We start from the raw sequence: 21,536 nt of genomic DNA, 5'->3' as shown, positions 1-21,536 counted from the left end.
ATATTTTTAAAGTGATTGTGTCAATTTACAATCAATTTCTATTCAATGTGGTTTTCCGGTAGGTTCTGTAAAATAAGCTCAGATCAAAACAATGACGGGAGGAGCTTATGCAACAGAATATTGAATTTGAACGGTGCATTGATTTTCTGGTACGGATGATTGATAAGTACGGCGATGAAGTCCTCCGAGAGTTGGAGGAAGAAAAACAGAATAAGGAAGAAAAAGAAGCGGCAGTTTCCTGAAATACAAAATGTAAATCAGACTGTCGCTTTTTTGTGAAATTATTCGGCTGCGTTATCTTTTACTTCTGCAAGCATATAAGGATTGAATTTACTTTTACGCTTAAATATAATATAATTTAAGCACAAAAGCAAATATCAAGGATAAGGAGGACAACTATGTCAATATCAGATATTTTGGAATCGCTAATTGAAAAAGACAATGGATATTTGATTACATCGAAGGCCGTTGAATCAGGTGTATCAAAGCCATCTGTCTCAAAATACGTCAGAGAGCATGATATGGAAAAAGTGGCACATGGCATTTATATTTTAGATAATGTGTGGCCAGATGAGTTGTTTGTACTCCAGCAACGAAATAAGAATATTATTTATTCGGGCGAGACCGCCCTTTATTTGCATGGTCTTATCGACAGAGAATACAGTCATATTTGTTTCACTGTTCCTACCGGATATAATGCAACACATATCAAAAAGAAAAACAAAAAAAGTTCGTTACGCAAACCCAGAGATTCTTGATATGGGGACCTGTGAAATCCCGTCAAGCAGCGGTAATTTGGTTAAAGTGTATGACAAGGAAAGATGTATTTGTGATTTGATTAAAGATCGAAAGAAATATGAAATTCAGTTATATCAGACAGCAATCAAGGAATATATGTCCTCGAAGGAAAAGAATCTTTCAAGATTGATTGAGTATGCGGTTAAACTTGGAGTAAGGGATGAAGTGATGATGTATGTGGAGGTAATGATATGATTCATACAGCGGAACAAGTTTTGAAGAAATATCCTCTAAGAGATAGTGAAATATCTATTGTCTTAGAGGATTTTTGTTGAAGAATTTTAATATTCAAGAGTTTGTTTTTTCCTCTTTGACATTAAGCTATGGTTTAAGCCGTAGCTGGCTTTATGTTAGTAATTTTGGAGTAGGATTCGTGAGAGTTCTACCCTGTTGTTGATTTTGACAGTGATGTAAGAGAACGACGGATATGCAGTGAAACCATAATACAATAAAAAGAATATTTGCTGATTTCTCATGAACGTGATACACTTATAGATAAGCTGTATCGGCTGTCGATCACGACCGTTTCGGCGGTGTGAAAATGAGAAATTCCGGCACCGGAGGCTTTCAGAGTCACGATCATGCGACCGTGCGAAAGTTCCGATGCCTTTTTATTTCAAAGGAAAGTGCGCCCTGATGAAAGCGGCAGAGAATATTTTGAGCGGTATTTGAGAAAGGAAACAGGAGATGGATGACAAAAAAATAGCCGTACTGATCGATGCGGAAAATGTGTCCGGCAAGTATATCAAGCTGATTTTAGATGAGGTCAGCAATTATGGAAGTGCGACATACAAGCGCCTTTACGGCGATTTTCAGACGCCGAGCGTGCGGGCGTGGATGAAGAACCTACGCGACTATGCGATCACGCCGGTTTTCCAGTACAATTATACGCAGGGGAAAAATGCCTCCGATTCGGCGCTGATCATCGATGCGATGGATATTTTATATTCGGGCAATGTGGATGGCTTCTGTATCGTCACCTCGGACAGTGATTTTACGAAGCTGGTGCTGCGCCTGCGTGAGTCAGGCATGACGGTGATCGGCATGGGAGAGCGCAAGACGCCGAATGCATTTGTTTCGGCGTGTGAGACATTTAAATTCCTGGATATTTTATTAAACGATGAAAATCCGTCGCAGAATCCGTCCCTGCCGCAGACGCGCAAGGAGAGTGATGTGGATGGTTCCAGAAAAGAAGCAGAGAAAGAAAGCGATCCGAATGCAGTCAGCAATATTCCGAACATGCAGGAGATGGAGAAAGAGATCATCTCAATCATCAACACGCATGCGGACGACGATGGCTGGGTGGATTTATCGGAGCTGGGAGACAATCTTCCAAAGCGTGTGCCGGGATTTGACCCGCGAAATTATAAATGCACGAAGTTAAAGCAGTTTATCGAGCGGTTTGATTCCGTTGAGGTTCGGTCAGCGCGCAATCCGCACAATAAGATTCTGTCGATCATCTATGTGCGCGTGAAGCAGAAAGAAGAAAAGCCGGTACTTTCCAAGGTACGGCGCGGCGGAAAACGGAAGAAGGATGCGGACGCGGAAGAAGAGTAAGCATATACGGTTCGTATGAGAATAAAAAGTTGCAGAAGCGGCGGTGATTCGTATGAGGCTGGAAGAATGCAGCAGTGGTTGTAGTGTTGTGTCAGCTGTTACAAAGACAGACTGTAAATTGAAAAGTGAAGGATAGCAGATAGGAGAGACAGGAATATGACAAAGGAAGAGCTTGCATTAGAGGTAATTGACCGCCTGAAAAAAGAATATCCGGATGCGGGTTGTACGCTGGACTACAATCAGGCGTGGAAGCTGCTGGTCAGTGTCCGTCTGGCGGCGCAGTGTACCGATGCGCGTGTCAATGTGGTAGTTAAGGGATTGTTTGAGAAATATCCAAATGTGGCGGCATTGGCGGATGCCCCGGTGGAAGACATCGAGGCGATTGTGAAGCCGTGCGGTCTGGGACACAGCAAGGCGCGGGACATCAGCGCCTGTATGAAGATGCTGCGCGACGAGTACGGCGGGCATGTGCCGGATGATTTTAACGCTCTGTTAAAGCTTCCGGGAGTCGGCAGAAAGAGCGCCAACCTCATTATGGGGGATGTGTTTGGAAAACCGGCGATTGTCACGGATACGCACTGCATCCGCCTGGTAAACCGGATAGGGCTGGTGGAAGGAATCAAGGACCCGAAGCGCGTGGAAATGGCACTCTGGAAGCTGATTCCACCGGAGGAAGGCAGCGATTTCTGCCACCGCCTGGTGTATCACGGGCGTGAAGTCTGTACGGCGCGGACGAAGCCGTACTGTGACAAGTGCTGTCTGCAGGATATCTGCGCGAAGGCAGACGTGGAGTAGAAAGTCTGAAAAAGTCATGGAAACAGATGCAGATAGGAAAAGGATGACAGGAGGCAGAAAAATGGACGAAGAACGGCAGGAGACAGCGGATTGGCGTATCGTCTGGCAGATGTTTTTTCCGTGCGTCATCAGCGATTTAATCGGCGGATGTGTGGATGTGCTGGGACATCTGGAGGGAAATGCGGGAAGAATCGTGTCGTCGTTTCTTACATTTGCCGTGCTTTATCCATTTTACTGGCGGAGGATCCAGAAAAAGAAAGAAAACAGGCGCATAGCAGAGGCAGACGGGATGAAAGAGCAGGTCTCTCCACAGATAAAGACGACAAAGGAAGAGAAATGTGGATATTTCTGGGAAAAAGTGTCGGATGTGTGGAAAATCCTGCTGGGGGCAGCTGCGTTCAGTGCTGTGTTTAACATGATTTTCTGGGCATTAGAAAAAAAGGAGATTTTCCTGGGAGTGCTGCATATTGCAGTGCAAAAGGTTCGGATGACTGGGCAGGCAGCTGAAGCGGTGTCTCTGTGTTTGAAAATGCCTCAGGGGGATATGCTTGCGGCAGCTCTGGGAAAAGGTGCGTCGAAGGGCAGTGCCGCTTTATTTTCCGGCGCCTTGTGGCAGCAGTTCTTTCTCATGGGCATTGCCGCCCCACTTTCCGAAGAACTGCTGTTTCGCGGCATTATATTTGAGCGCCTGCGTATGGCGCTCCCATTTTTCTGGGCGGCACTTGGGTCGGCGGCATTTTTCGGGTTGGTGCATGGAAACTGGGCGCAGGGGATTTATGCGGCGCTCATGGGACTTATACTGGCGTGGTTGTATGAAAAAAAGAACCGTCTGTGGGAACCTGTGTTATTTCACAGTGCAGCAAATTTGACGGCGATGCTGATGCGGGGGCTTCTCTGGCACTGGTGAGGACATAAAAATACAAACAATTTCGAGAACGCAGGATTGTGTTTGCTCGAAGAAAGAACAGGAGGAGATACTACGATGCTTTCATTTGCAAGCGATTATACAGAGGGCGCCTGCGAGGAGATACTTCAGAAGCTGGCGGAGACGAACCGGGAGAGTCTGCCGGGATATGGCATGGACCGCTACTGCCAGAGTGCCGCCAGAAAAATACAGGAGGCGACCGGATGCCCGGAGGCGGAGGTTTATTTTCTGGTGGGCGGTACCCAGACGAATGCGGCCGTGATCAGTAGCATGCTTGCACCGTATGAGGGCGTAGTGGCAGCGCAGACAGGGCACGTGAGTATTCATGAAGCCGGGGCGATCGAGTACACCGGGCATAAGGTGTTGCAGCTTCCGGAAAAAGATGGGAAGATTGATCCGGCGGATCTGCAGGAATATCTGCAAAATTTCGAGGCGGACGCAAACCATGATCATATGGTATTTCCGGGAATGGTGTATCTTTCCCATCCGACGGAATACGGAACCTTATACAGCCGGAAGGAGCTGCAGGCGATCTCGGAGATCTGCCGTTCGTATGAAATCCCGCTCTATCTGGACGGGGCGCGTCTTGGATATGGTCTGGCGGGAGAGGAAAATGACCTGAGTCTTTCGGAGATCGCGCATCTGTGTGATGTATTTTATATCGGCGGCACGAAGGTTGGCGCATTCTGCGGAGAGGCAGTTGTATTTGGTGAGAAGAAGAATGTTCCGGCGCATTTTATTACCCGGATCAAGCAGCAGGGCGCGCTGCTGGCAAAGGGACGCCTGCTGGGAATCCAGTTTGATGTGCTGTTTACAGACGGGCTGTACGAGCGCCTGGGACGCCATGCGGTAGAGATGGCGGCAGCTTTAAAGAAAGGGTTAAAACAGCGCGGTTATACGTTTTTCCGTGAGTCCCCGACCAACCAGCAGTTTGTGATCTTGGAAAATGATCGGATGGAGCAGATTGAAAAAGAGGTTTCCGTGAGCTTCTGGGAGCGGTATGACGAGGATCACACCGTTGTCCGTTTTGCGACGAGCTGGGCGACCAGAGAGGCGGATCTGGAACATTTGTGGGAGATTTTAGATCGGATTGAGGCAGAAAGAGAGAAGTAGAGATGGAACGTAATGTAACGATGGCGGAGATTTCAGATGGAAAGCTGTACAGCCGGGACGATATGGTAAAAGTCGGATGCGATGATTGCCGGGGCTGTTCGGCGTGCTGCCACGGAATGGGTAATTCGATCGTGCTGGATCCATATGATGTGTACCGTCTGACCACCTTGCGCGGGGACACGCTGGAACATCTGCTGGAGGAGAAAAAGGTGGAGTGGAACGTCGTGGACGGACAGATTCTGCCGAATCTGGCGCTCCGGAGCGGGGCGGATGAAGCCTGTGGGTTTCTTGATGAAGCAGGGCGCTGCCGGATCCATGCATACCGGCCGGGCATCTGCCGCCTGTTTCCACTGGGGCGCTTTTATGAAAATGGAAGTTTCCAGTATTTTCTCCAGATTCATGAGTGTAAAAAGGAAAACCGGACGAAAGTCAAAGTGAAAAAATGGATCGATACGCCAGATTTAAAGCGGTATGAGGCGTATATCAGCCGGTGGCATTATTTCTTAAAAGATATAAGAATGGCGGAAACGGAGGCGGCGCAGAACCTTTTGGCAGAATCATGCATCGGAACGCCGGAGGAACAGGAGATACAGAAGAAAAACCGTGCCGCTGCGGCAGCCGAGCGCGAAAAACGGCGCAATCTGTTGATTATGAAACTGTTCTATCTGCTTCCGTATGATGGAGAGAAGGACTTTTACGAGCAGTTTGAAAAGCGGATGCAGATGGCGGAGCGGAGTTTGCGATAAATCCTTTGTTGAAGACAAATCCGCAAGGATGTTTGCCCGCAGCTGTGAAGAGGCTGAACCGTTTTGACAGAGTGAAATAAGAAAGGAGATTACCGATGCTTCATACGGATTTTCACACCCACACCACGTTCTGCGACGGAAAGAGTACGCCGCGGGAGATGGTGGAGGCGGCATACCGGATGGGAATGACCGATTTGGGCGTTTCAGGACATGCTGATTTTTCGATGTTTGAGCCGGGATTCGGGATGGACGACGAGAAGCTTCGCCAGTATACCGAAGAACTTCAAGAACTCCGGGAGGAATACCGGGGAAAGATGAATCTCTATATCGGGATCGAGCTGGATGGACTGGGACCGGTGCAGAAAGCAGAGTACGCGATCGGCTCGACCCATGCGCTCATCAAGGATGGCGGGTATGTTTGTGTGGATGATACGGAAGAGAAACTGGTAAAAGCAGTCGAGACGCTGTGGCATGGTGACTGGTACGCCTTTGCACGGGAGTATTTCGAGGCAGAGGCTCAGATTTATGACCGGACAAAATGCGATTTCATCGGACATTTTGACCTGTTGACAAAATTTAATGAGGGATATAAACATTTTGATGAGACGAAAGACGCCTATCTGGAACCGGCGATCACGGCGATGCACAAACTGGCGGCTCTGGGGATTCCGTTTGAGATCAACACAGGCGCCATGTCCCGCGGCTACCGGAGTGCGCCGTACCCGTCCGCAGCCCTGTTAAAAGAGCTGTGTGCTTGCGGCGGACGTATCCTCATCAACTCCGACAGCCACAGTGCCGACACGATCGGATATGGGTTTAAGCAGGCGCAGGAGCTGGCGGTGGCGTGTGGATTTAAAAGTGTGTGTGCCCTGAACCCGGGGGGCGGATTTAGGGAGATACTTCTTGTATAAAAAAGACAGAAAGAAAAATATACAAATTCTAAATTTCAACCTTAAAAATGCTGAAAATAAAGCCGAAATATTTTTATTTTTAGTGAATCGTTTTCAGAGAACCCTGCTATAATATGAGCCGTAACAAGGAGATAGATACTTAACAAAACCCCATGGCTGAGGGCTGCTAAGCACAATGTGTTTTCCACACAGGGTGTGCGGAAGGCGCAGATCAGATTTTTGGAGGAAAAGACAAATGACTACTTTAAAAGCTGAAAAAAGAAGCATGGATGTTAAGGCAAAGAGACTCAGAAGAGAAGGCTATGTAACAGGCAACGTATTTGGCAAGAAGATTCAGGGCTCCATTCCTGTTAAGATGGAAAAGAAAGACGTGGATCGTCTGCTGAAGACCGAGACCAAGGGCGGACAGATTATGCTGGATGTAGAAGGTGAAGTCTACGATGTCCTGATCAAGGAAGTTGACTATGATGCAATGGCAAATCAGGTTGTAGAGATAGATTTCCAGGCGCTGGTAAGCAATGAGAAGGTTCATTCCGTTGCTGAGATTATCTTTGAGAACCACGACAAGGTAGAAACTGGCGTTCTGCAGGAGGTACTGAAAGAAGTATCGTACCGCGCATTACCGGCTGCACTGGTTGAGAAAGTCAAAGTTGATGTTGGTGAGATGGAGATTGGTGATACAATTCGTGTCAAAGACCTTTCGATCGCAAAAGATAAAGACGTTGATATTCTGACCGATCTGGAGGCAGTAGTTGCTACCGTCACAGCGGTTCACAACAATGTACCGGAGACCGATGAAGAGGCTGACGCAGAAGAAGCTAAATAATTGAAGCGCAGTGCCAGGATGAAGCGAAACGGGATGCTGTCCGCAAGGCAGATAAAAAGTTTCGCGGAATGATTGAAACATGAGAAAAGGCGGATGTACTGACCAGATGGTCGGTATATCCGCTTTTGAATTTTGTATGAACTTTTTTTGCAGACGGTAAAAGAGGATGAGGTTATGGCTCCATATATGCGTCATAAATTTCCGGATCAATATTCTCGCGGATATTCTCATATACGCTTCCAGCCGCCTCCCGGATGGCATCGCGCGTTTCATCCGAGAGAGTTAAAATCGCGGTGCCGCTCGCTTCGATCGTAGCGATACGGTTGGAGATGCGCGCGTCGGACTGTTTTCTGGCATACTCAGTCGCGGTTTGGGCTGCCTGGGTCATGATTTCCTGTTCTTTCGGAGTCAGCTTCTGGAAGAAATCGTCGTTGACAATCAGGGAAATCAGATGCGGCAGGTGGTTTGTCTCAACTATATAATCCTGCTGCTCGTAGAGGCGGTTGGAGACGATGACTTCATACGGGTTTTCCTGCGCGTCAATCGTGTGCTGCTGGAGACCGATATACACCTCGCTGAAGGTCATTGGCGTCGGATTGGCACCGATTGCCTTCCAGAATGCGATATGATAACTGTTTTCCATGGTACGGATTTTCTGCCCTTTAAAATCTGCCAGGGAATAGACCGGCTTGTTTGTACTCATGATGCGGAATCCCTGATCCGCCATGCCGAGCAGATGATAACCGCCGTCTGTGTACACCTGGCTGATGAGATTGTAAAAGGTCGGATCATCCAGCTTTTTTCGGCAGTCATCCAGCGAATCAAAGACGCATGGAAGGTCAAAAACGGCGAGGTCCTTCATGAAAGAAACCTGAGGGGCGGTGTTCTGCACGACAAACGGGATATCGCCGTCCGCGCACGTTTCGAGCAGGTCGCGGTCACCGCCGAGTGTGGAGTTGGCGTAAACCTGAATCCGCATTGCGCCGTTGCTTAAGTCATGTACTTCCTCCGCAAATTTTTCGGCAAACAGCTGCGTTACCGTGTCCTCTGGGCTGGCGGTCGCCAGTGGCCAGGAATAGCGCTGTTCTTCCTTGCTGGAGGCGCAGCCGCTCAGCGCAAGCGAGGCGCCGAATAAAAGAACCGACGAAGAAATGAGCGCCGCAGCGAATCGGGAAGAAGTCCGGCATCGGCGGGACACTAGGTTTGAAATATAAATCATAATGGGAGATCCTTTCAAATTTAAAAACATCCATTTCATATGTGAAATATTCCATTCACAGCCTGAAAGCGTGAAGCAGGTCGTTATATGAAATCTTTCAGAACTTCAACATTTCCAAGCGTCCATTCAGCATTATAACAATCCCAGCGACAAAGCCGGTATAAACGTAATCAGCAGCAGCGCCACCAGGAACAATCCAATCATCGGCATCGCTTTTTTGGCGATCGCATGATCGGGACGTCGGTCAGGGAGCTGGCGACAAAGAGGTTGACGCCGATCGGCGGGGTTACGAAGCCGATTGCCAGATTGACAACCATGATCACACCGAACTGGACCGGATCCATGTTGATCGCTGTCACGATCGGGAGCAGGATCGGGGTCAGAATCAGGATCGCCGGGGTTGTATCCATGACCATTCCCACGATAAGCAGGAACAGGTTGATGACAAGCAGGATCATGACCGGGCTGTTGAAATGCTCCAGGATAAAGCTGCTGACCGCCTGCGGCACCTGCATCAGGGTCAGGACTCTGGAAAATGCCGTGGAAGCTGCCAGAATAAAGAGGATCGGTGTGAATGTGCGGATCGCTTCCACAAAAATCGGCGGGATATCCCGGAATTTCATGGTCCGGTAGAGGAACAGGCTGACAAACAGGGCATAGAAAACGGAGATAACTGCTGCTTCCGTGGGGGAGGCGATGCCGCTGTAGATACAGCCAAGGATGATGACCGGGCTTAAGAGAGCGAAAAAGCTTTCGCGCAGCACCCGGAACAGCCCTTTTTCGCGCAGCAGATGGATTTCAGCGTGGATTTTTTCTCTATCTTCGCCGTAACGCCGGCAGTGATAGATGGCATACAGCATCAGGAGCAGACCAATCATCAGACCCGGAATGACGCCGGCTAAGAACAGACTGCTGACAGAGGCACCGGACGCCATGCCGTACATGATAAACGGGATACTCGGCGGAATGATAACGCCCAGACCGCCTGCGACTGCCACGATCGCGGTAGAGAAAGTCCGGTCATAGCCGAGGGCGCTTAAAATCGGGATCGTCATGCTTCCGACGGCTGCAACGGTTGCCGGGGCAGAGCCGGAGATAGCGCCGTAGAAGAGGCAGGTCACGATGACCGCGCATGGCATACCGGCGGTAAAATTGCCAAGAAAGAAGGCGAATACGTCAAACAGCTTCTTGGAAATACCGCCTTTTGCCATGATGATGCCGGATAAGACGAACATCGGCACGGCGAGCAGGGGAAAAGAATCCAGTCCGCCGAACATGGCGCGGATCAGATACTTAGCGCCGACCGTGAAGGACGGGTCAAAAACGGAAGGGAGAACCGAGGCGATACCGAGCGTGATCGATACCGGGATTGCGATGACAAGCAGCACGACAAAGATAACAAATAAGAGAGCAGCAGGCATCAGTGTTCCTCCTTTCCAGATGGTGTATTTGCCTCGATGAGAGATTCGATTTCATTGGATTCCTTTTCCGGCATATCTGCATTTGCATGGATAAAGGATTCCGGTGTATTGCGCTCCGGGTGGGCCGGATCGTAGACATCTTCGCCGCGGGCAACCTTAAATTCGATGATCCAGCGCTGCAGAATGCGGAATGTTACCAGAAGAAAGGAAACAAACGGCGCTGCCTGAATATAGTACATCGGAATCCCGCAGGCGGGGGATAACTGTCCGCTGTGAATGGCGGACATCATGTAAGAGTATGCAAATGGGATCATATAAAGGAAAAAAATCAGCTCAAAGGTGTGGTTGACAACCTTAAAAAGAGCCTTACCTCTGCGTGGAAAGGCAGCGACGAACTGTTCGATCTTGATAGACAGGCACTTTTTGCTGCAATAGCTGACGCTTAAAAAACCGCTCCAGATAAAGAGAAAACGGGTAACCTCCTCGGACCAGGACAGAGACTGCCCAAGCGCGTAGCGGGAAAATATCTGGATTCCCATAATGAGTGTCATCGCAGCCAGCATGACAACCAGCAGAAATTCTTCCAGGTTTTCATCCAGCCAGTGAAGTGTTTTTTTCATGAATAATCCCCTTGTAAATACGGATAATAGGTTGCTGTTTATGCAGGCACGTTTGAAAACGGATGTGCCGCTTGATAACAATAATAGACCTGCGATGGAGGTAGCAGGTCTTGAGTGCCTCGCGGAGAATTCCCACGTACCCGCAGGCACAGGGATTTCCGGGAGTAAAAAAATAGGTGGCTAAAAGTATAATATAGGCACTTTTGGAACCGAAAGTGCCGTAAGATAGCGTGGTGGCAGCTGGAATTTGCCGTATTTAAATGCGAAGCCACGGCAAATTCAGTTACTGGGCACGTTAGCGTGAACAGTAACCGAATAACTGGATAAGCCAGATATTACATCGCACTGTGAAGCAGTCCCAGTACAGTCTCCAGATCCTTTACGCCCATCTGACCCGGTGCGGATGCCTTCTTGGCAGCGCCGAAGGTCATGGAAGAACCAAATACCTCGCCGCAGAGACGGCTGATAACGCCGGTGCCAGCCATCGACATGGTAATGATTGGACGGTCCGCATAGAGGGAAGTCATTTCCTCGGTGGCAGAGAGAAGCGTTAAAACATCTTTCTTGTTCTGCGGCATAACTGCGATCTTCGGGATATCTGCATTCATATCCTGCATCTTACGCAGGCGGTAGATGATGTCGGATTTCTCCGGCGTCTTGTGGAAGTCATGGTTGGAAGCGATGACTTTCACGCCAGTAGCATGTGCACCGTCTATGATCTTGGTTACAATCGCGTCGCCGGTAAAGATCTCTACGTCAATGAAATCGACATAGCCGGTCTGAGCTGCTTGATGTTCAGCTTTGCGTAATCTTCCGGCTCGATGGATTTCTCGCCGCCCTCTTTGGAGGTACGGAAAGTCATCAGAATCGGAGTCTCGCCGAGAACGGCACGCAGTTCCTTTAAGACGTCTTCTACCTTCTCAAAATCAAAGACACCCTCGAACCAGTCTGCACGCCATTCTACCACATCAACCGGAATAGAATCAAACGTTTTTGCCTCGTCGATGATTTCCTGTTTGGTAACGCCTACGATCGGAACGATGATCTTCGGTGTGCCGGAGCCAATTTCGATATTTCTAACTTTGATAGTATTCATAATCAGAGAATCCTTTCATTTTATCAATAAATATTTATTTGTCGCTTTCTGCCAGAGACACCATTTTCGCGTAGCGGGCATTGACAAAGAGTCCTAAGAGAACGCCGATGGCGGTCAGTACGATATTCATTATCATAACATGGGATGGTGCCATTTTGGAAGCGGCAGTCAAAATTGTGTAATTACATAAGGAAGAAGCAATCATAACCAGTGCGGTTACGGTCCCCTTGATCTTCGGGAACAGCATGTTGCAGACGGAGGTTACAATCTGTAACAGACCGCCCGCGCCTGCCCAGCCGATGATGAAAGCGCCTGCAATCATAAGGGTCTGGCTGTGACCGATGAGTACGGCAACCAAAGTAACGAGGCAGATAACCGGGTAAACGAGGATGAAACGTACATCCTTGATTTTACGGGTCAGTAGGGAGGTGACAACGAGCGCCATCAGGGTACCTGCGGAATAGTAGGTCTGCATGATGGACGGGTTCGCCCAGCCTGCATTTTCTTTTGCGAAGTTCTGCGCGCAGTTTAACCATAACTGGAAGGTACCGGTGCAGGTGAAACCAATCACGATCATGGCGATGGACTCAAACGAAAAATTTGTGTGTTTTAAGCTGGCGATGAGTCCCTCGGATTTGCCCTCTGCCTTCTGCTCAGAATCTGGCAGCGGGAACAGGAAAATAAGTACAAATAAAACAGCGTAAATAATACCGCATCCGATAAATAACGGATTGTAAGATACCATGCCGGTGGCGGTGGTTGTCACAGCAACACCGAGTACGAACGGCAGAAGCATCTGCGCGATCGCAATGAAAAATTTGATTCCCATGGTAGCGACACCCGGAGCGCTGCTGATAATCTCGGCAACCGCCGGATAGATACCGGTATCAAGGAACGAGTTGGAGATACCTCCGATGATTGCACATACATAAGCAATTTGATAGCCGCCGTTTTGTCCGGCGCTGAAAGCGAAAGCAAGTCCAATCAGGTAAACCGCATAGGAGGCGCTGCCGATCGCGGTTGAGATGCGGCGTCCCAGTTTGTCGGAAAGTGGTCCGGCAAATGGAAGTGCAATCAGACGCCCGAGTCCTAAAGCAGCGGAAATCGCGGTGATCGCCATTGCCTCAACGCCCCAGGCTGCGGCAAGCGCTTCCTTGATGACTGCCTGTCCGAGAATCGAACAGCCGACGCCATGGATAAAGTAGTTTAAGTACATGATAAGTGCACTTGGCAGATATTTCTTGTTCATGATTTTCTCCTTAATTCAAGATCCGCCTGTCGGGCTGCCGTTTCGGAAACCGGGCGGATGATGGCTGATGTTCTGTCACAAACACAAAGGAGATGCCGATATAAAAAGTTCTGTTTTAGTGTTAGAAAAATAACACGTTTGATGCCTTTATTCTAATAATTATTATAGCCGAAGTCTAATACTTTTATAGCAAAAAACCAATGCATTTTAAGCATTAATGTGTTATAAATATGATTATGGGTTACTGTTCACGGGTAGGCACTTTTGGAACCGAAAGTGCCGTAAGAAAACGTGGTGGCAGCAGGAATTTGCCGTATTTAAATGCGAAGCCACGGCAAATTCCGTTACTGGGCACGTATGCGTGAACAGTAACGATTATGGAAGTTTGGTGTGATGCATTTACGGCTGATATTGCGAAGAGTTAATACGAAGATACATAAAGACGGGGGACGTTAGGAATGACATTGAATCAGATTTTATATTTTCAGAAGATAGCGAATCTGGAAAATTATCATCAGGCGGCGGAAGAATTATATATATCACAGCCATCCCTGAGCCGGTCGATGGCGTCACTGGAAAATGAGCTGGGCGTGACGCTCTTTGAAAAAGAAGGACGCGGGGTGACCCTGACGAAGGCGGGGAAGATGTTTTTGGAGTACGCGGACCGGATTCTCACAGACTGCCACATAGCGGTCGGGAAAATGCGGGAAATTTCGATGAATGGGGGAAAGATCGACATCGGTTACGTGTTTCCGCTGGCCGGTCACTATATCCCGCACCGGGTCAAGCTCTTTTTAAAACAGCCGGAAAATCAAAAGGTTGTGTTTAATTTCTGGCAGAATCACACACCGGCGATTGCAAAAAAGGTAAAAACGGGTGAATTAGATGTAGGCTTTGGCGGCTGTCTGGAAAAGGATGACATGGAATTTTTCCCGGTGGCGAACCAGAAGCTTGTTATCATCACACCGAAGGATCATCCGCTGGCGGAACGGGAGAGAATTCCATTTGCGGAGCTGAACCGGTATCCGGTAATTGGATATGATAAGGACTCCTGGATGGGGACGCGCACCCGCGCACTCTATGTGAAATACAACATTCAGCCGGACATCATTGTGGAGTGTCCGGACGAATATTCGATCGTCGCGCTGGTGCGGGAGAGTTTTGGCATCGCACTGATGCCGCGCACGGACATTCTGGAGCTTGCTCCGGGAGTCTGCATTCATCCGATTGAAAATCTGGACATTTATCACCAGATTTTTATGTTCTGGATGAAAGAACGCTACCGGCTTCCGGCGGTGGAACGCTTTATTGAATATATGAAACAGCAGGCGCGTCAGGACGGTCTGCAGGCGGAACGGGAAACCGATAGCAAAAACGTATTGAAAATTTACTTGAAAGATATTGTTAATTTTTAAGCAAAACGGTTATGATAAAAGTGTCACAAACACAGGGATGCCTCTCATGCAATGGAGAAGGAGAATTTCATCATGAAGAGCAAATACCCGAAAATTTTTGAACCGATTACCATTAAGCGCATGACAATCAAAAACCGTGTTGCCATGACGCCGATGGGTACTAACTATGGCGAGACGAGCGGTGAGATGAGCAACCGCCATATGAATTATTATTCCCTGCGTGCCAAGGGAGGAACTGGTCTGATTATTCTGGAGAATGCCAATATTGAATATCCGGTTGGTTCCAATGGCACAAGCCAGATCCGCATCGATCACGACAGCTTTATGCCGCGTTATTATCAGTTAGTCGAGAATCTTCACAAGAATGGCGCGATGGTAGCGATTCAGGTCAACCATGCGGGTGCTTCTGCATCCTCTGCCAGAACCGGTATGGAGACGGTGTCTTCCTCCAATATCCCGACCAAGGCAGGCGGCGAGATTCCGCGTCCGATGACAAAGGAAGAGATCCTGACGACCGTAAAAAAATACGGCGAGGCGGCGAAACGTGTACAGGCGATCGGATTTGATGCGATTGAGATCCACTGCGGTCATTCTTATCTGATGAGTCAGTTTATTTCCCCGTATTACAACAAAAGAACCGATGAATTCGGCGGCTCCGTCGAGAATCGTCTCCGTTTCCCGAAGATGGTTCTGGAAGAGGTGCGGAAAAATGTAGGTCCGTGGTTCCCGATCATCGTCCGTATCTCTGCGGAAGAGCGCGTGCCGGGCGGCAACACGCTGGAAGACACACTGGAATACCTCGAATATCTGGATGAGTACGTAGATATGTACGATGTATCCTGCGGTCTGAACCCGTCCTTACAGTATCAGATTGACTCGAACTTCTTGCCGGATGGCTGGCGTTCCTACATGGCAAGAGCCGTGAAGGATAAATTTGGTAAACCGGTTATCAATGCGGGCAACTACCGTGATCCGGAGGTCGTTGAGAAAGTATTGGAGAGCGGCGATGTCGATATTGTCGGCATGGGACGCGGACTCATTGCAGAGCCAAACTGGGTCAGCAAAGTGCAGAACGGTGAGGAAGAGATTCTTCGTAAATGCATCTCCTGTAACGTCGGCTGTGCGGGCAACCGAATCGGCGTCAACCGCCCGATCCGCTGTACCGTCAACCCGGCTGTTCCGGAGGGCGATATCTACAAGAAGCTGAAAGTCAATAAAAACTGCAACGTAGTTGTAGTCGGCGGCGGTACAGCCGGCCTGGAAGCAGCCTGCACGGCAGCCGAGGTTGGATGCAACGTATTCTTATTAGAAAAGAGTGGTAAATTAGGCGGACTTTCCACCTTCATCTCCGACCTGCCAAGCAAGAACCGTATGAAAGACTTCCCGAAATATCTGGAAGCACGTGCGAAGAGACTGAAAAACCTGTATGTTTTCCTGAAATGCGAGGCAACCGTGGACAAGATCAAACAGTTCAAGCCGGATATCATTGTCAACGCAACCGGTTCCGTTCCAGTCGTTCCGCCGATCAAGGGACTCAAGGAAAACATCGCAGCCGGTCATGTCGATACCATTTTCGAGATGATTCAGAAAGTAAAAGCCGGAGAATACCCGGAAGATTTCTGCAAAGGCAAAAAAGTGGTTGTAGTCGGCGGCGGCTCCGTTGGTCTGGATGTTGTGGAGTATTTCGCACCGCGCGGCGCGGAGTGTACCATCGTGGATAGCTCCCGCAGATTGGTATGCTGGCAGATCCGATCACGAAATGTTCCATGCGTGAGACACACGATAAATACGGTGTGAAAGAGTATGTGAATACTGCGCTGCAGGAAGTCAAAGAGAACGCATTTACCGTGAAGCTGCCGGATGGCACGATCGAGGATCTGAACTTTGACCTCGGTTTCAACTGCCTGGGAATGCGCGCCAACAATCCGATTCTGGCACAGCTCGAAGAGGCATTTGACAACACAGATACATTCATTTACCCGATCGGAGATTCCGTCCGCGCCCGCCGTATCATGGAGGGAACGATGGAAGGACGTGCGATTCTGAACGTGCTGGAAGCGAGAGGATTTTTAGAGCTGGCACCGTTGGAGTAAGAAATTGAATATTGCATTTGAAAGATTCTGACTGTTCGCTGAACGAATGATATCGTTTTATTTGATTATAAAAATAGAGAAGAAAAGAGGAAATTATCATGCCAAACATTACAGGACATACCGAATTAGTAGGATTAATGGCTTACCCGATCCGTCATACACAGTCTCCGACCACCCACAACCTTGCCTATGACAAAAATGGAGACGATGTTATCCAGCTTGCGTTCGAGGTAGACAACGATACCCTGGAAGCAGCGGTTGAGAGTATCCGTGCGCTGAAGATGCTGGGCTCCAACATCTCCATGCCGAACAAGACTGTCGTTCACAAATATCTGGATGAGGTAGACGAGGCTGCAAAGCTATGCGGCGCGATCAACACTGTAGTCAACACCCGTGACAAAGACGGCAATGTAACCGGATACCTGAAGGGTTACAACACCGACGGTATGGGCTACTGGCAGGGAATCAAGGAAGAAGGTATTGATTTCAAGGGAATGAAGATGGTTCTCATCGGTACCGGCGGCGCAGCAACCGCCATTGCAGTACGCGGTGCACTGGACGGCATTGCAGAGCTGCATATCTTCAATATCAAAGATAAGTTCTATGCACGCGGCGAGGAGATCGTTGACATCATCAACAAGAACTCTAACTGCAAGGCCGAGATGCATGACCTGGGCGATCTGGCACTCTTAAAAGAGAAAATGCAAGAAGCAGACATTTTCTGTGATGCAACCGGCGTTGGTATGCACCCGCTGGAGGATTTGTCCAATATCCCGGATCCGTCCTATTTCCGCAAGGATCTGATCGTAACTGATACGGTATATGCACCGCGTGAGACCGTGATGATGAAGCAGGCCAAAGAAGCTGGCTGCACCCGTGTATACAACGGTATGAGCATGATGCTGTTCCAGGCGCTGATCGCGATTGAACTGTATACAGGAAAATCAACACCGGTGGATTACATGAAGGAGAAGCTGGGAATCTAATAAAAATATAGCTCGAACAGCAACACCTATCCCCCACAGTTATACCTGCTATTCCGCATTAGCACTTGCGTTCATATCCTGATTCGGGTATAATAATAAAACACACTTTCAATGTAAAGTGCAAAAGTGATTTGAATGAATACAAGTGAAGAAGGATGAGACAGATGGATGAATTAAAGAAGCTGCGAAATGATTTGGACATGTGCGACGAGATTCTGATCGATGCCCTGCGGATGCGCTGCCAGATTATCCAGGAGATTACAAATTATAAACAGAAAAACGGACTTCCGATTTATCAGGCAGAGGAGGAAGAGCGCAAGAAGAGCAAGATGCTTGCGAAGCTGGATGATTATGAATACAAAAAGTCAATCATGGCAGTTTACGACAGCGTCCTCTACCGGAGCAAACGGATCCAGTCCCATGAGTTGTTTGGATTCAATATTTTCCTGATCGGATTTATGGGAGTCGGAAAGAGCACCGTTTCGAATGCACTGCAGAATACCTTTGCGATGGATGTGGTGGAAATGGATGAAATGATCGCGAAAAAGAACAACATGAGCATTTCTGAGATCTTCGATCTGCACGGCGAGGCATATTTCCGCAACGAGGAGACAAACCTGCTTAAAGAGGTAGGAAACGAGAAGAACAAGATTGTATCCTGCGGCGGCGGCGTAGCGATGCGCGAGGTCAATGTACAGGAGATGCGAAAGAGCGGCAAGGTTATACTTCTGACCGCGAAGCCGGAGACGATTCTGGAGCGTGTCAAAGAGAACCATGACCGTCCGCTTCTGGAAAATAATAAGACAGTGGAATATGTTTCCGAACTGATGGAGAAGCGCAGACCGGCGTATGAAGCGGCAGCGGATATTGTGATCGCGACCGATGGAAAATCAGCGAATGAGATCTGCGAGGAGATCATTGCACAGGTGAAGAAGTTTAAATAATGTGACTGCTCAGAAAGTTCTGACAGAGAAAACGAAAGGGGAAAAAAGATGTCGAATCATATCACAGGACACACAGGTTTACTTTGTTTACTGGGAAGCCCGGTCGCACACAGTGTTTCGCCGGAGATGCACAACGAGGCGTGCAGCCAGTTGGGTCTGGATTATACATATCTGGCGTTTGATGTGCCGGAAGAGAAGATGCCGCAGGCGGTTGAGGGACTGCGGACGATGGGCGCGCGCGGCTGGAATATCACGATGCCGGGCAAAAATATCATGTGCAAGCTGGCAGACAAGGTTTCACCGGCTTCCGAGATTTCCGGCGCCTGCAATACGATTGTCAACGACGACGGTGTTCTGACTGCTTATACGACCGATGGTGTCGGATTTATGCGTGCAGTTGCAGAAAATGGTGTAGACATCATTGGCAAGAAAATGACGCTTTTAGGTGCTGGCGGCGCCGCAACCGCGATTCTTGTACAGGCAGCTTTAGACGGCGTGGCAGAAATTAACGTATTTAACGTCAAGGACGCGTTCTATCCGAGAGCCGAGGAGATTGTAAAGAAACTGAACGAGCGCACAGGGTGCAAGGTAACCCTGCATGATTACTCCGATCCGGAGATCCTGCGCCAGTCCATCGCAGACAGCGCGATTCTGGTAAATGGTACTTCCGTCGGCATGGCTCCGAAGACAGACAACACGATCATTACTGATACAACGATGTTCCACAAAGACCTGTTCGTATTCGATGTCATCTACAATCCTCAGGAGACCCGTTTACTGCGCGAAGCAAGAGCGGCAGGCTGCAAGACCAGCAACGGTATGTACATGCTTCTCTATCAGGGAGCTGCATCCTTTGAACTCTGGACAGGACAGCAGATGCCGGTGGAGATCATTAAAGAGAAATATTTTACAAAATAGGATTTGAAGAACGGCACACCGCATTCTCGTTACTTAGTGATGAGAATGCGGTGTGCCGTTTTTCATCATTTATAAACCTTTATGCCCACAAATCTGCTCCTCCAGCACACTCATCAGCACCTTCATATCAATCGGCTTCGCCATATGATCATTCATTCCGGATTCCAGCGCCCGCTCTTTATCCTCTGTAAATGCATTCGCTGTCATCGCAACGATCGGAATGCCAGCCTTCTTCTTATCCGAAAACCGCCGGATCGCCCGCGTTGCCTTGTAGCCGTCCATGATCGGCATCTGGATATCCATCAGAATCAAATCATAATAATCTTCCGGCGCTTTTTGCAGCATTTCCAGGCAGGCAACCCCGTCATTTGCCCGTTCGACCAAAAGCCCCTCGCGGGTCAAAAGTTCGATGGAAATTTCGGCGTTCAGATCATTATCCTCCGCAAGAAGAATCCGGCAGCCGGATAGAGTCTGGGCAGCTGTTTCATCGAATGCGGTAGGCTCTGTTTCCTCCCGCGAGGAAATCCGGCATGGGATCCGGACGGTAAACGTTGAACCTTCTCCGAGCTTGCTCTTTACCTCGATCGTTCCATGCATCAGATCCACCAGATTTTTCACGATTCCCATGCCAAGCCCGGTGCCTTCAATGCCGCTGACGGTGGAAGAACGCTCCCGTGAAAATGATTCAAAAATATGCGACTGGAATTCCTCGGAAATGCCGATGCCGGTATCGGTGATTGCGATTTCTGTGATACACCAGCCGTCCGTTTCACCAGGCTCCTGGCGGAGGGCACAGGAGATCGTCCCGCCCTTTGCGGTATATTTGATCGCATTGCTCAAAATATTCAATACAATTTCGGACATATACGTCGTGTCAATGTAGATATATGGGTACGAAATGTCCTTAGTCACATGAAAATGCTGCTGTTTTTCTTCCAGGGCAGTCTGAACCATGACGATACAGGAATCAAAACTTTTCTCAGTCTGGATGGAGGTTTCTTCAATGTGTATCTGGTTATTCTCAATCTGTGAAAACTGAAGAATATTGTTGATGATAGAGAGCATCTTTTCACCGGAAATATGGATCTTGTCCATATATTCACCGATTTTTTCCGGTTCCTGCAGATGGTTTCTGGCAAGTTCTGCGTAACCGAGGATCGCATTCATCGGTGTCCGGATATCATGCGACATATTGAACAGGAAGGTCGATTTCGCCTTGTTGGCTGCCTCTGCTGCTTTTGCGGTCTGTTCCAGAAGCTGCTGCTGGGTGAGTTCTCTGGACTTCTGTTTCTTTGTATAAAAATAGGAAATAACAATTAGCAGAAGTGCTATCATGCTCGCGGCAGCGGCGATTCCAAAGGAGGAACGGTTGATCGCCTCAATCGATCGGTAAGTGTCTTCCATATCAATCTCGATACAGAGGGCACCGAGAATGTCATTGGTTCCGTCGGAGGCAATGACCGGATAGCAGGCGGTAAAAATATGCCCCCATGTGGTATCAATGATCTTTTGTGAGTGGATCGTTTTGCCGGAGAGGGCAGCTTCCAGATACGGAACCATTTCCTCTTCCAGGTAGGTGCCCGGATAAGCAAAATCAGGTGCTTCCAGATCCAGGCCATCGATCAGGTAGATGGGTTTTCCGCCCGGTCCACGCTTGGCAGTGTATAAGTAGCGCGTCGAATTGAGGCTGCGAAGCTCATTTAAATAAGACTGCAGGCTTCGATACTGCGCGGAGCTATATCGGATTTTGTGTTGATTTGTTCAAAATCTGCCCGCGTCAGCCGGCTCGATATCGCCCGGTGAACCGCGTCCGAACAGGAAATATTCCGTTCTACGGCGGCGGTCAGGGTGATGCGGCTGTTGCTTTTCAGCAGTGCAACGGTGTATAAGGAAATGAAAAATAT

19 protein-coding genes and 2 pseudogenes are annotated in these 21,536 nt (G+C 48.7%); 15 read left to right on the top strand and 6 right to left on the bottom strand.

Annotation, left to right across the window (positions count from 1 at the left end; genetic code table 11):
• Positions 1 to 107 precede the first annotated feature (107 nt).
• The 10 genes from DWX76_RS14850 to DWX76_RS03665 all read left to right on the top strand — a co-directional run bounded on the left by DWX76_RS14850 (position 108) and on the right by DWX76_RS03665 (position 7,671).
• On the top strand, positions 108 to 242 hold the full coding sequence (locus DWX76_RS14850; RefSeq protein ID WP_255646893.1) for a hypothetical protein: 135 nt from the start codon (positions 108 to 110) through the stop codon (positions 240 to 242).
• Between the two features lie 156 nt (positions 243 to 398).
• Positions 399 to 758: an AbiEi antitoxin N-terminal domain-containing protein gene (locus DWX76_RS14220; protein ID WP_243022442.1), complete on the top strand. Its 360-nt coding sequence runs from the start codon at positions 399 to 401 to the stop codon at positions 756 to 758.
• Between the two features lies 1 nt (position 759).
• The gene (locus DWX76_RS14215; protein ID WP_243022441.1) at positions 760 to 993 is read left to right on the top strand and encodes a hypothetical protein; all 234 of its coding nucleotides are present in this window, start codon (positions 760 to 762) and stop codon (positions 991 to 993) included.
• Positions 994 to 1,485: 492 nt separating this feature from the next.
• Positions 1,486 to 2,355, top strand: a complete 870-nt coding sequence (locus DWX76_RS03695) for an NYN domain-containing protein (RefSeq protein ID WP_118492804.1) — start codon at positions 1,486 to 1,488, stop codon at positions 2,353 to 2,355.
• A 156-nt stretch (positions 2,356 to 2,511) separates the two neighbouring features.
• On the top strand, positions 2,512 to 3,150 hold the full coding sequence (nth, locus tag DWX76_RS03690; protein ID WP_118492805.1) for an endonuclease III domain-containing protein: 639 nt from the start codon (positions 2,512 to 2,514) through the stop codon (positions 3,148 to 3,150).
• A 61-nt stretch (positions 3,151 to 3,211) separates the two neighbouring features.
• Positions 3,212 to 4,057 carry a CPBP family intramembrane glutamic endopeptidase gene (locus tag DWX76_RS03685; RefSeq protein ID WP_182429721.1) on the top strand — a complete coding sequence of 282 codons (846 nt, stop codon included), beginning with the start codon at positions 3,212 to 3,214 and terminating at the stop codon, positions 4,055 to 4,057.
• 75 nt (positions 4,058 to 4,132) lie between these two features.
• The gene (locus tag DWX76_RS03680; RefSeq protein WP_118492809.1) at positions 4,133 to 5,188 is read left to right on the top strand and encodes a threonine aldolase family protein; all 1,056 of its coding nucleotides are present in this window, start codon (positions 4,133 to 4,135) and stop codon (positions 5,186 to 5,188) included.
• Between the two features lie 2 nt (positions 5,189 to 5,190).
• A complete protein-coding gene (locus DWX76_RS03675) occupies positions 5,191 to 5,934 on the top strand; it encodes a YkgJ family cysteine cluster protein (protein WP_118570138.1) in 744 nt (247 codons plus the stop codon).
• 95 nt (positions 5,935 to 6,029) lie between these two features.
• Entirely contained in the window at positions 6,030 to 6,845 is an 816-nt protein-coding gene (locus tag DWX76_RS03670; RefSeq protein ID WP_118570137.1) for a histidinol-phosphatase, read from the top strand.
• A gap of 235 nt (positions 6,846 to 7,080) precedes the next feature.
• Positions 7,081 to 7,671, top strand: a complete 591-nt coding sequence (locus tag DWX76_RS03665) for a 50S ribosomal protein L25 (RefSeq protein ID WP_118492815.1) — start codon at positions 7,081 to 7,083, stop codon at positions 7,669 to 7,671.
• A 172-nt stretch (positions 7,672 to 7,843) separates the two neighbouring features.
• Here DWX76_RS03665 and DWX76_RS03660 read toward each other — a convergent pair whose 3' ends face one another.
• The 5 genes and pseudogenes from DWX76_RS03660 to DWX76_RS03635 all read right to left on the bottom strand — a co-directional run bounded on the left by DWX76_RS03660 (position 7,844) and on the right by DWX76_RS03635 (position 13,276).
• Positions 7,844 to 8,890 carry a TRAP transporter substrate-binding protein gene (locus DWX76_RS03660; protein ID WP_118570156.1) on the bottom strand — a complete coding sequence of 349 codons (1,047 nt, stop codon included), beginning with the start codon at positions 8,888 to 8,890 and terminating at the stop codon, positions 7,844 to 7,846.
• A 200-nt stretch (positions 8,891 to 9,090) separates the two neighbouring features.
• Complete coding sequence (locus DWX76_RS03655; RefSeq protein ID WP_412693978.1) at positions 9,091 to 10,311, bottom strand: TRAP transporter large permease; 1,221 nt, start codon at positions 10,309 to 10,311, stop codon at positions 9,091 to 9,093.
• A complete protein-coding gene (locus DWX76_RS03650; protein ID WP_117796717.1) occupies positions 10,311 to 10,931 on the bottom strand; it encodes a TRAP transporter small permease in 621 nt (206 codons plus the stop codon). Before DWX76_RS03650 ends, DWX76_RS03655 begins: the two co-directional genes overlap by 1 nt.
• A gap of 335 nt (positions 10,932 to 11,266) precedes the next feature.
• Positions 11,267 to 12,030: pseudogene (aroD, locus tag DWX76_RS03640) on the bottom strand (type I 3-dehydroquinate dehydratase).
• 31 nt (positions 12,031 to 12,061) lie between these two features.
• Positions 12,062 to 13,276, bottom strand: coding sequence for an MFS transporter (locus DWX76_RS03635; protein ID WP_118469297.1), 1,215 nt, complete (start codon positions 13,274 to 13,276; stop codon positions 12,062 to 12,064).
• Between the two features lie 458 nt (positions 13,277 to 13,734).
• Here DWX76_RS03635 and DWX76_RS03630 point away from each other — a divergent pair, with 458 nt between their 5' ends.
• The 5 genes and pseudogenes from DWX76_RS03630 (at position 13,735) to aroE (ending at position 19,632) form a co-directional block, all read left to right on the top strand.
• Positions 13,735 to 14,691: a LysR family transcriptional regulator gene (locus DWX76_RS03630; protein ID WP_118570136.1), complete on the top strand. Its 957-nt coding sequence runs from the start codon at positions 13,735 to 13,737 to the stop codon at positions 14,689 to 14,691.
• Between the two features lie 72 nt (positions 14,692 to 14,763).
• Positions 14,764 to 16,784: pseudogene (locus DWX76_RS03625) on the top strand (FAD-dependent oxidoreductase).
• Between the two features lie 98 nt (positions 16,785 to 16,882).
• Positions 16,883 to 17,770, top strand: coding sequence for a quinate/shikimate dehydrogenase (locus tag DWX76_RS03620; protein WP_118570135.1), 888 nt, complete (start codon positions 16,883 to 16,885; stop codon positions 17,768 to 17,770).
• Between the two features lie 164 nt (positions 17,771 to 17,934).
• Positions 17,935 to 18,714, top strand: a complete 780-nt coding sequence (locus DWX76_RS03615) for a shikimate kinase (RefSeq protein ID WP_118570134.1) — start codon at positions 17,935 to 17,937, stop codon at positions 18,712 to 18,714.
• Between the two features lie 48 nt (positions 18,715 to 18,762).
• The gene (gene aroE / locus DWX76_RS03610; RefSeq protein WP_117796709.1) at positions 18,763 to 19,632 is read left to right on the top strand and encodes a shikimate dehydrogenase; all 870 of its coding nucleotides are present in this window, start codon (positions 18,763 to 18,765) and stop codon (positions 19,630 to 19,632) included.
• A 69-nt stretch (positions 19,633 to 19,701) separates the two neighbouring features.
• On the opposite strand, the gene DWX76_RS03605 is transcribed toward aroE, so the two are convergent.
• On the bottom strand, positions 19,702 to 21,192 hold the full coding sequence (locus tag DWX76_RS03605) for a hybrid sensor histidine kinase/response regulator (RefSeq protein ID WP_118492821.1): 1,491 nt from the start codon (positions 21,190 to 21,192) through the stop codon (positions 19,702 to 19,704).
• Positions 21,193 to 21,536 lie beyond the last annotated feature (344 nt).

The organism is Clostridium sp. AF21-20LB (assembly GCF_003478795.1).
Classification (GTDB): Bacteria; Bacillota; Clostridia; order Lachnospirales; family Lachnospiraceae; genus Otoolea; species Otoolea fessa.
Note: the sequence above shows the minus strand (reverse complement) of the source record. Positions and strands in the feature narration are given on the sequence as shown.

Coding starts and splice junctions, on each gene's coding strand:
- DWX76_RS14850 (WP_255646893.1), top strand. CDS start 108: ATGCAACAGAATATTGAATTTGAACGGTGCATTGATTTTCTGGTACGG.
- DWX76_RS14220 (WP_243022442.1), top strand. CDS start 399: ATGTCAATATCAGATATTTTGGAATCGCTAATTGAAAAAGACAATGGA.
- DWX76_RS14215 (WP_243022441.1), top strand. CDS start 760: ATGGGGACCTGTGAAATCCCGTCAAGCAGCGGTAATTTGGTTAAAGTG.
- DWX76_RS03695 (WP_118492804.1), top strand. CDS start 1,486: ATGGATGACAAAAAAATAGCCGTACTGATCGATGCGGAAAATGTGTCC.
- nth (WP_118492805.1), top strand. CDS start 2,512: ATGACAAAGGAAGAGCTTGCATTAGAGGTAATTGACCGCCTGAAAAAA.
- DWX76_RS03685 (WP_182429721.1), top strand. CDS start 3,212: ATGGACGAAGAACGGCAGGAGACAGCGGATTGGCGTATCGTCTGGCAG.
- DWX76_RS03680 (WP_118492809.1), top strand. CDS start 4,133: ATGCTTTCATTTGCAAGCGATTATACAGAGGGCGCCTGCGAGGAGATA.
- DWX76_RS03675 (WP_118570138.1), top strand. CDS start 5,191: ATGGAACGTAATGTAACGATGGCGGAGATTTCAGATGGAAAGCTGTAC.
- DWX76_RS03670 (WP_118570137.1), top strand. CDS start 6,030: ATGCTTCATACGGATTTTCACACCCACACCACGTTCTGCGACGGAAAG.
- DWX76_RS03665 (WP_118492815.1), top strand. CDS start 7,081: ATGACTACTTTAAAAGCTGAAAAAAGAAGCATGGATGTTAAGGCAAAG.
- DWX76_RS03660 (WP_118570156.1), bottom strand. CDS start 8,890: ATGATTTATATTTCAAACCTAGTGTCCCGCCGATGCCGGACTTCTTCC.
- DWX76_RS03655 (WP_412693978.1), bottom strand. CDS start 10,311: ATGCCTGCTGCTCTCTTATTTGTTATCTTTGTCGTGCTGCTTGTCATC.
- DWX76_RS03650 (WP_117796717.1), bottom strand. CDS start 10,931: ATGAAAAAAACACTTCACTGGCTGGATGAAAACCTGGAAGAATTTCTG.
- DWX76_RS03635 (WP_118469297.1), bottom strand. CDS start 13,276: ATGAACAAGAAATATCTGCCAAGTGCACTTATCATGTACTTAAACTAC.
- DWX76_RS03630 (WP_118570136.1), top strand. CDS start 13,735: ATGACATTGAATCAGATTTTATATTTTCAGAAGATAGCGAATCTGGAA.
- DWX76_RS03620 (WP_118570135.1), top strand. CDS start 16,883: ATGCCAAACATTACAGGACATACCGAATTAGTAGGATTAATGGCTTAC.
- DWX76_RS03615 (WP_118570134.1), top strand. CDS start 17,935: ATGGATGAATTAAAGAAGCTGCGAAATGATTTGGACATGTGCGACGAG.
- aroE (WP_117796709.1), top strand. CDS start 18,763: ATGTCGAATCATATCACAGGACACACAGGTTTACTTTGTTTACTGGGA.
- DWX76_RS03605 (WP_118492821.1), bottom strand. CDS start 21,192: ATGGTTCCGTATCTGGAAGCTGCCCTCTCCGGCAAAACGATCCACTCA.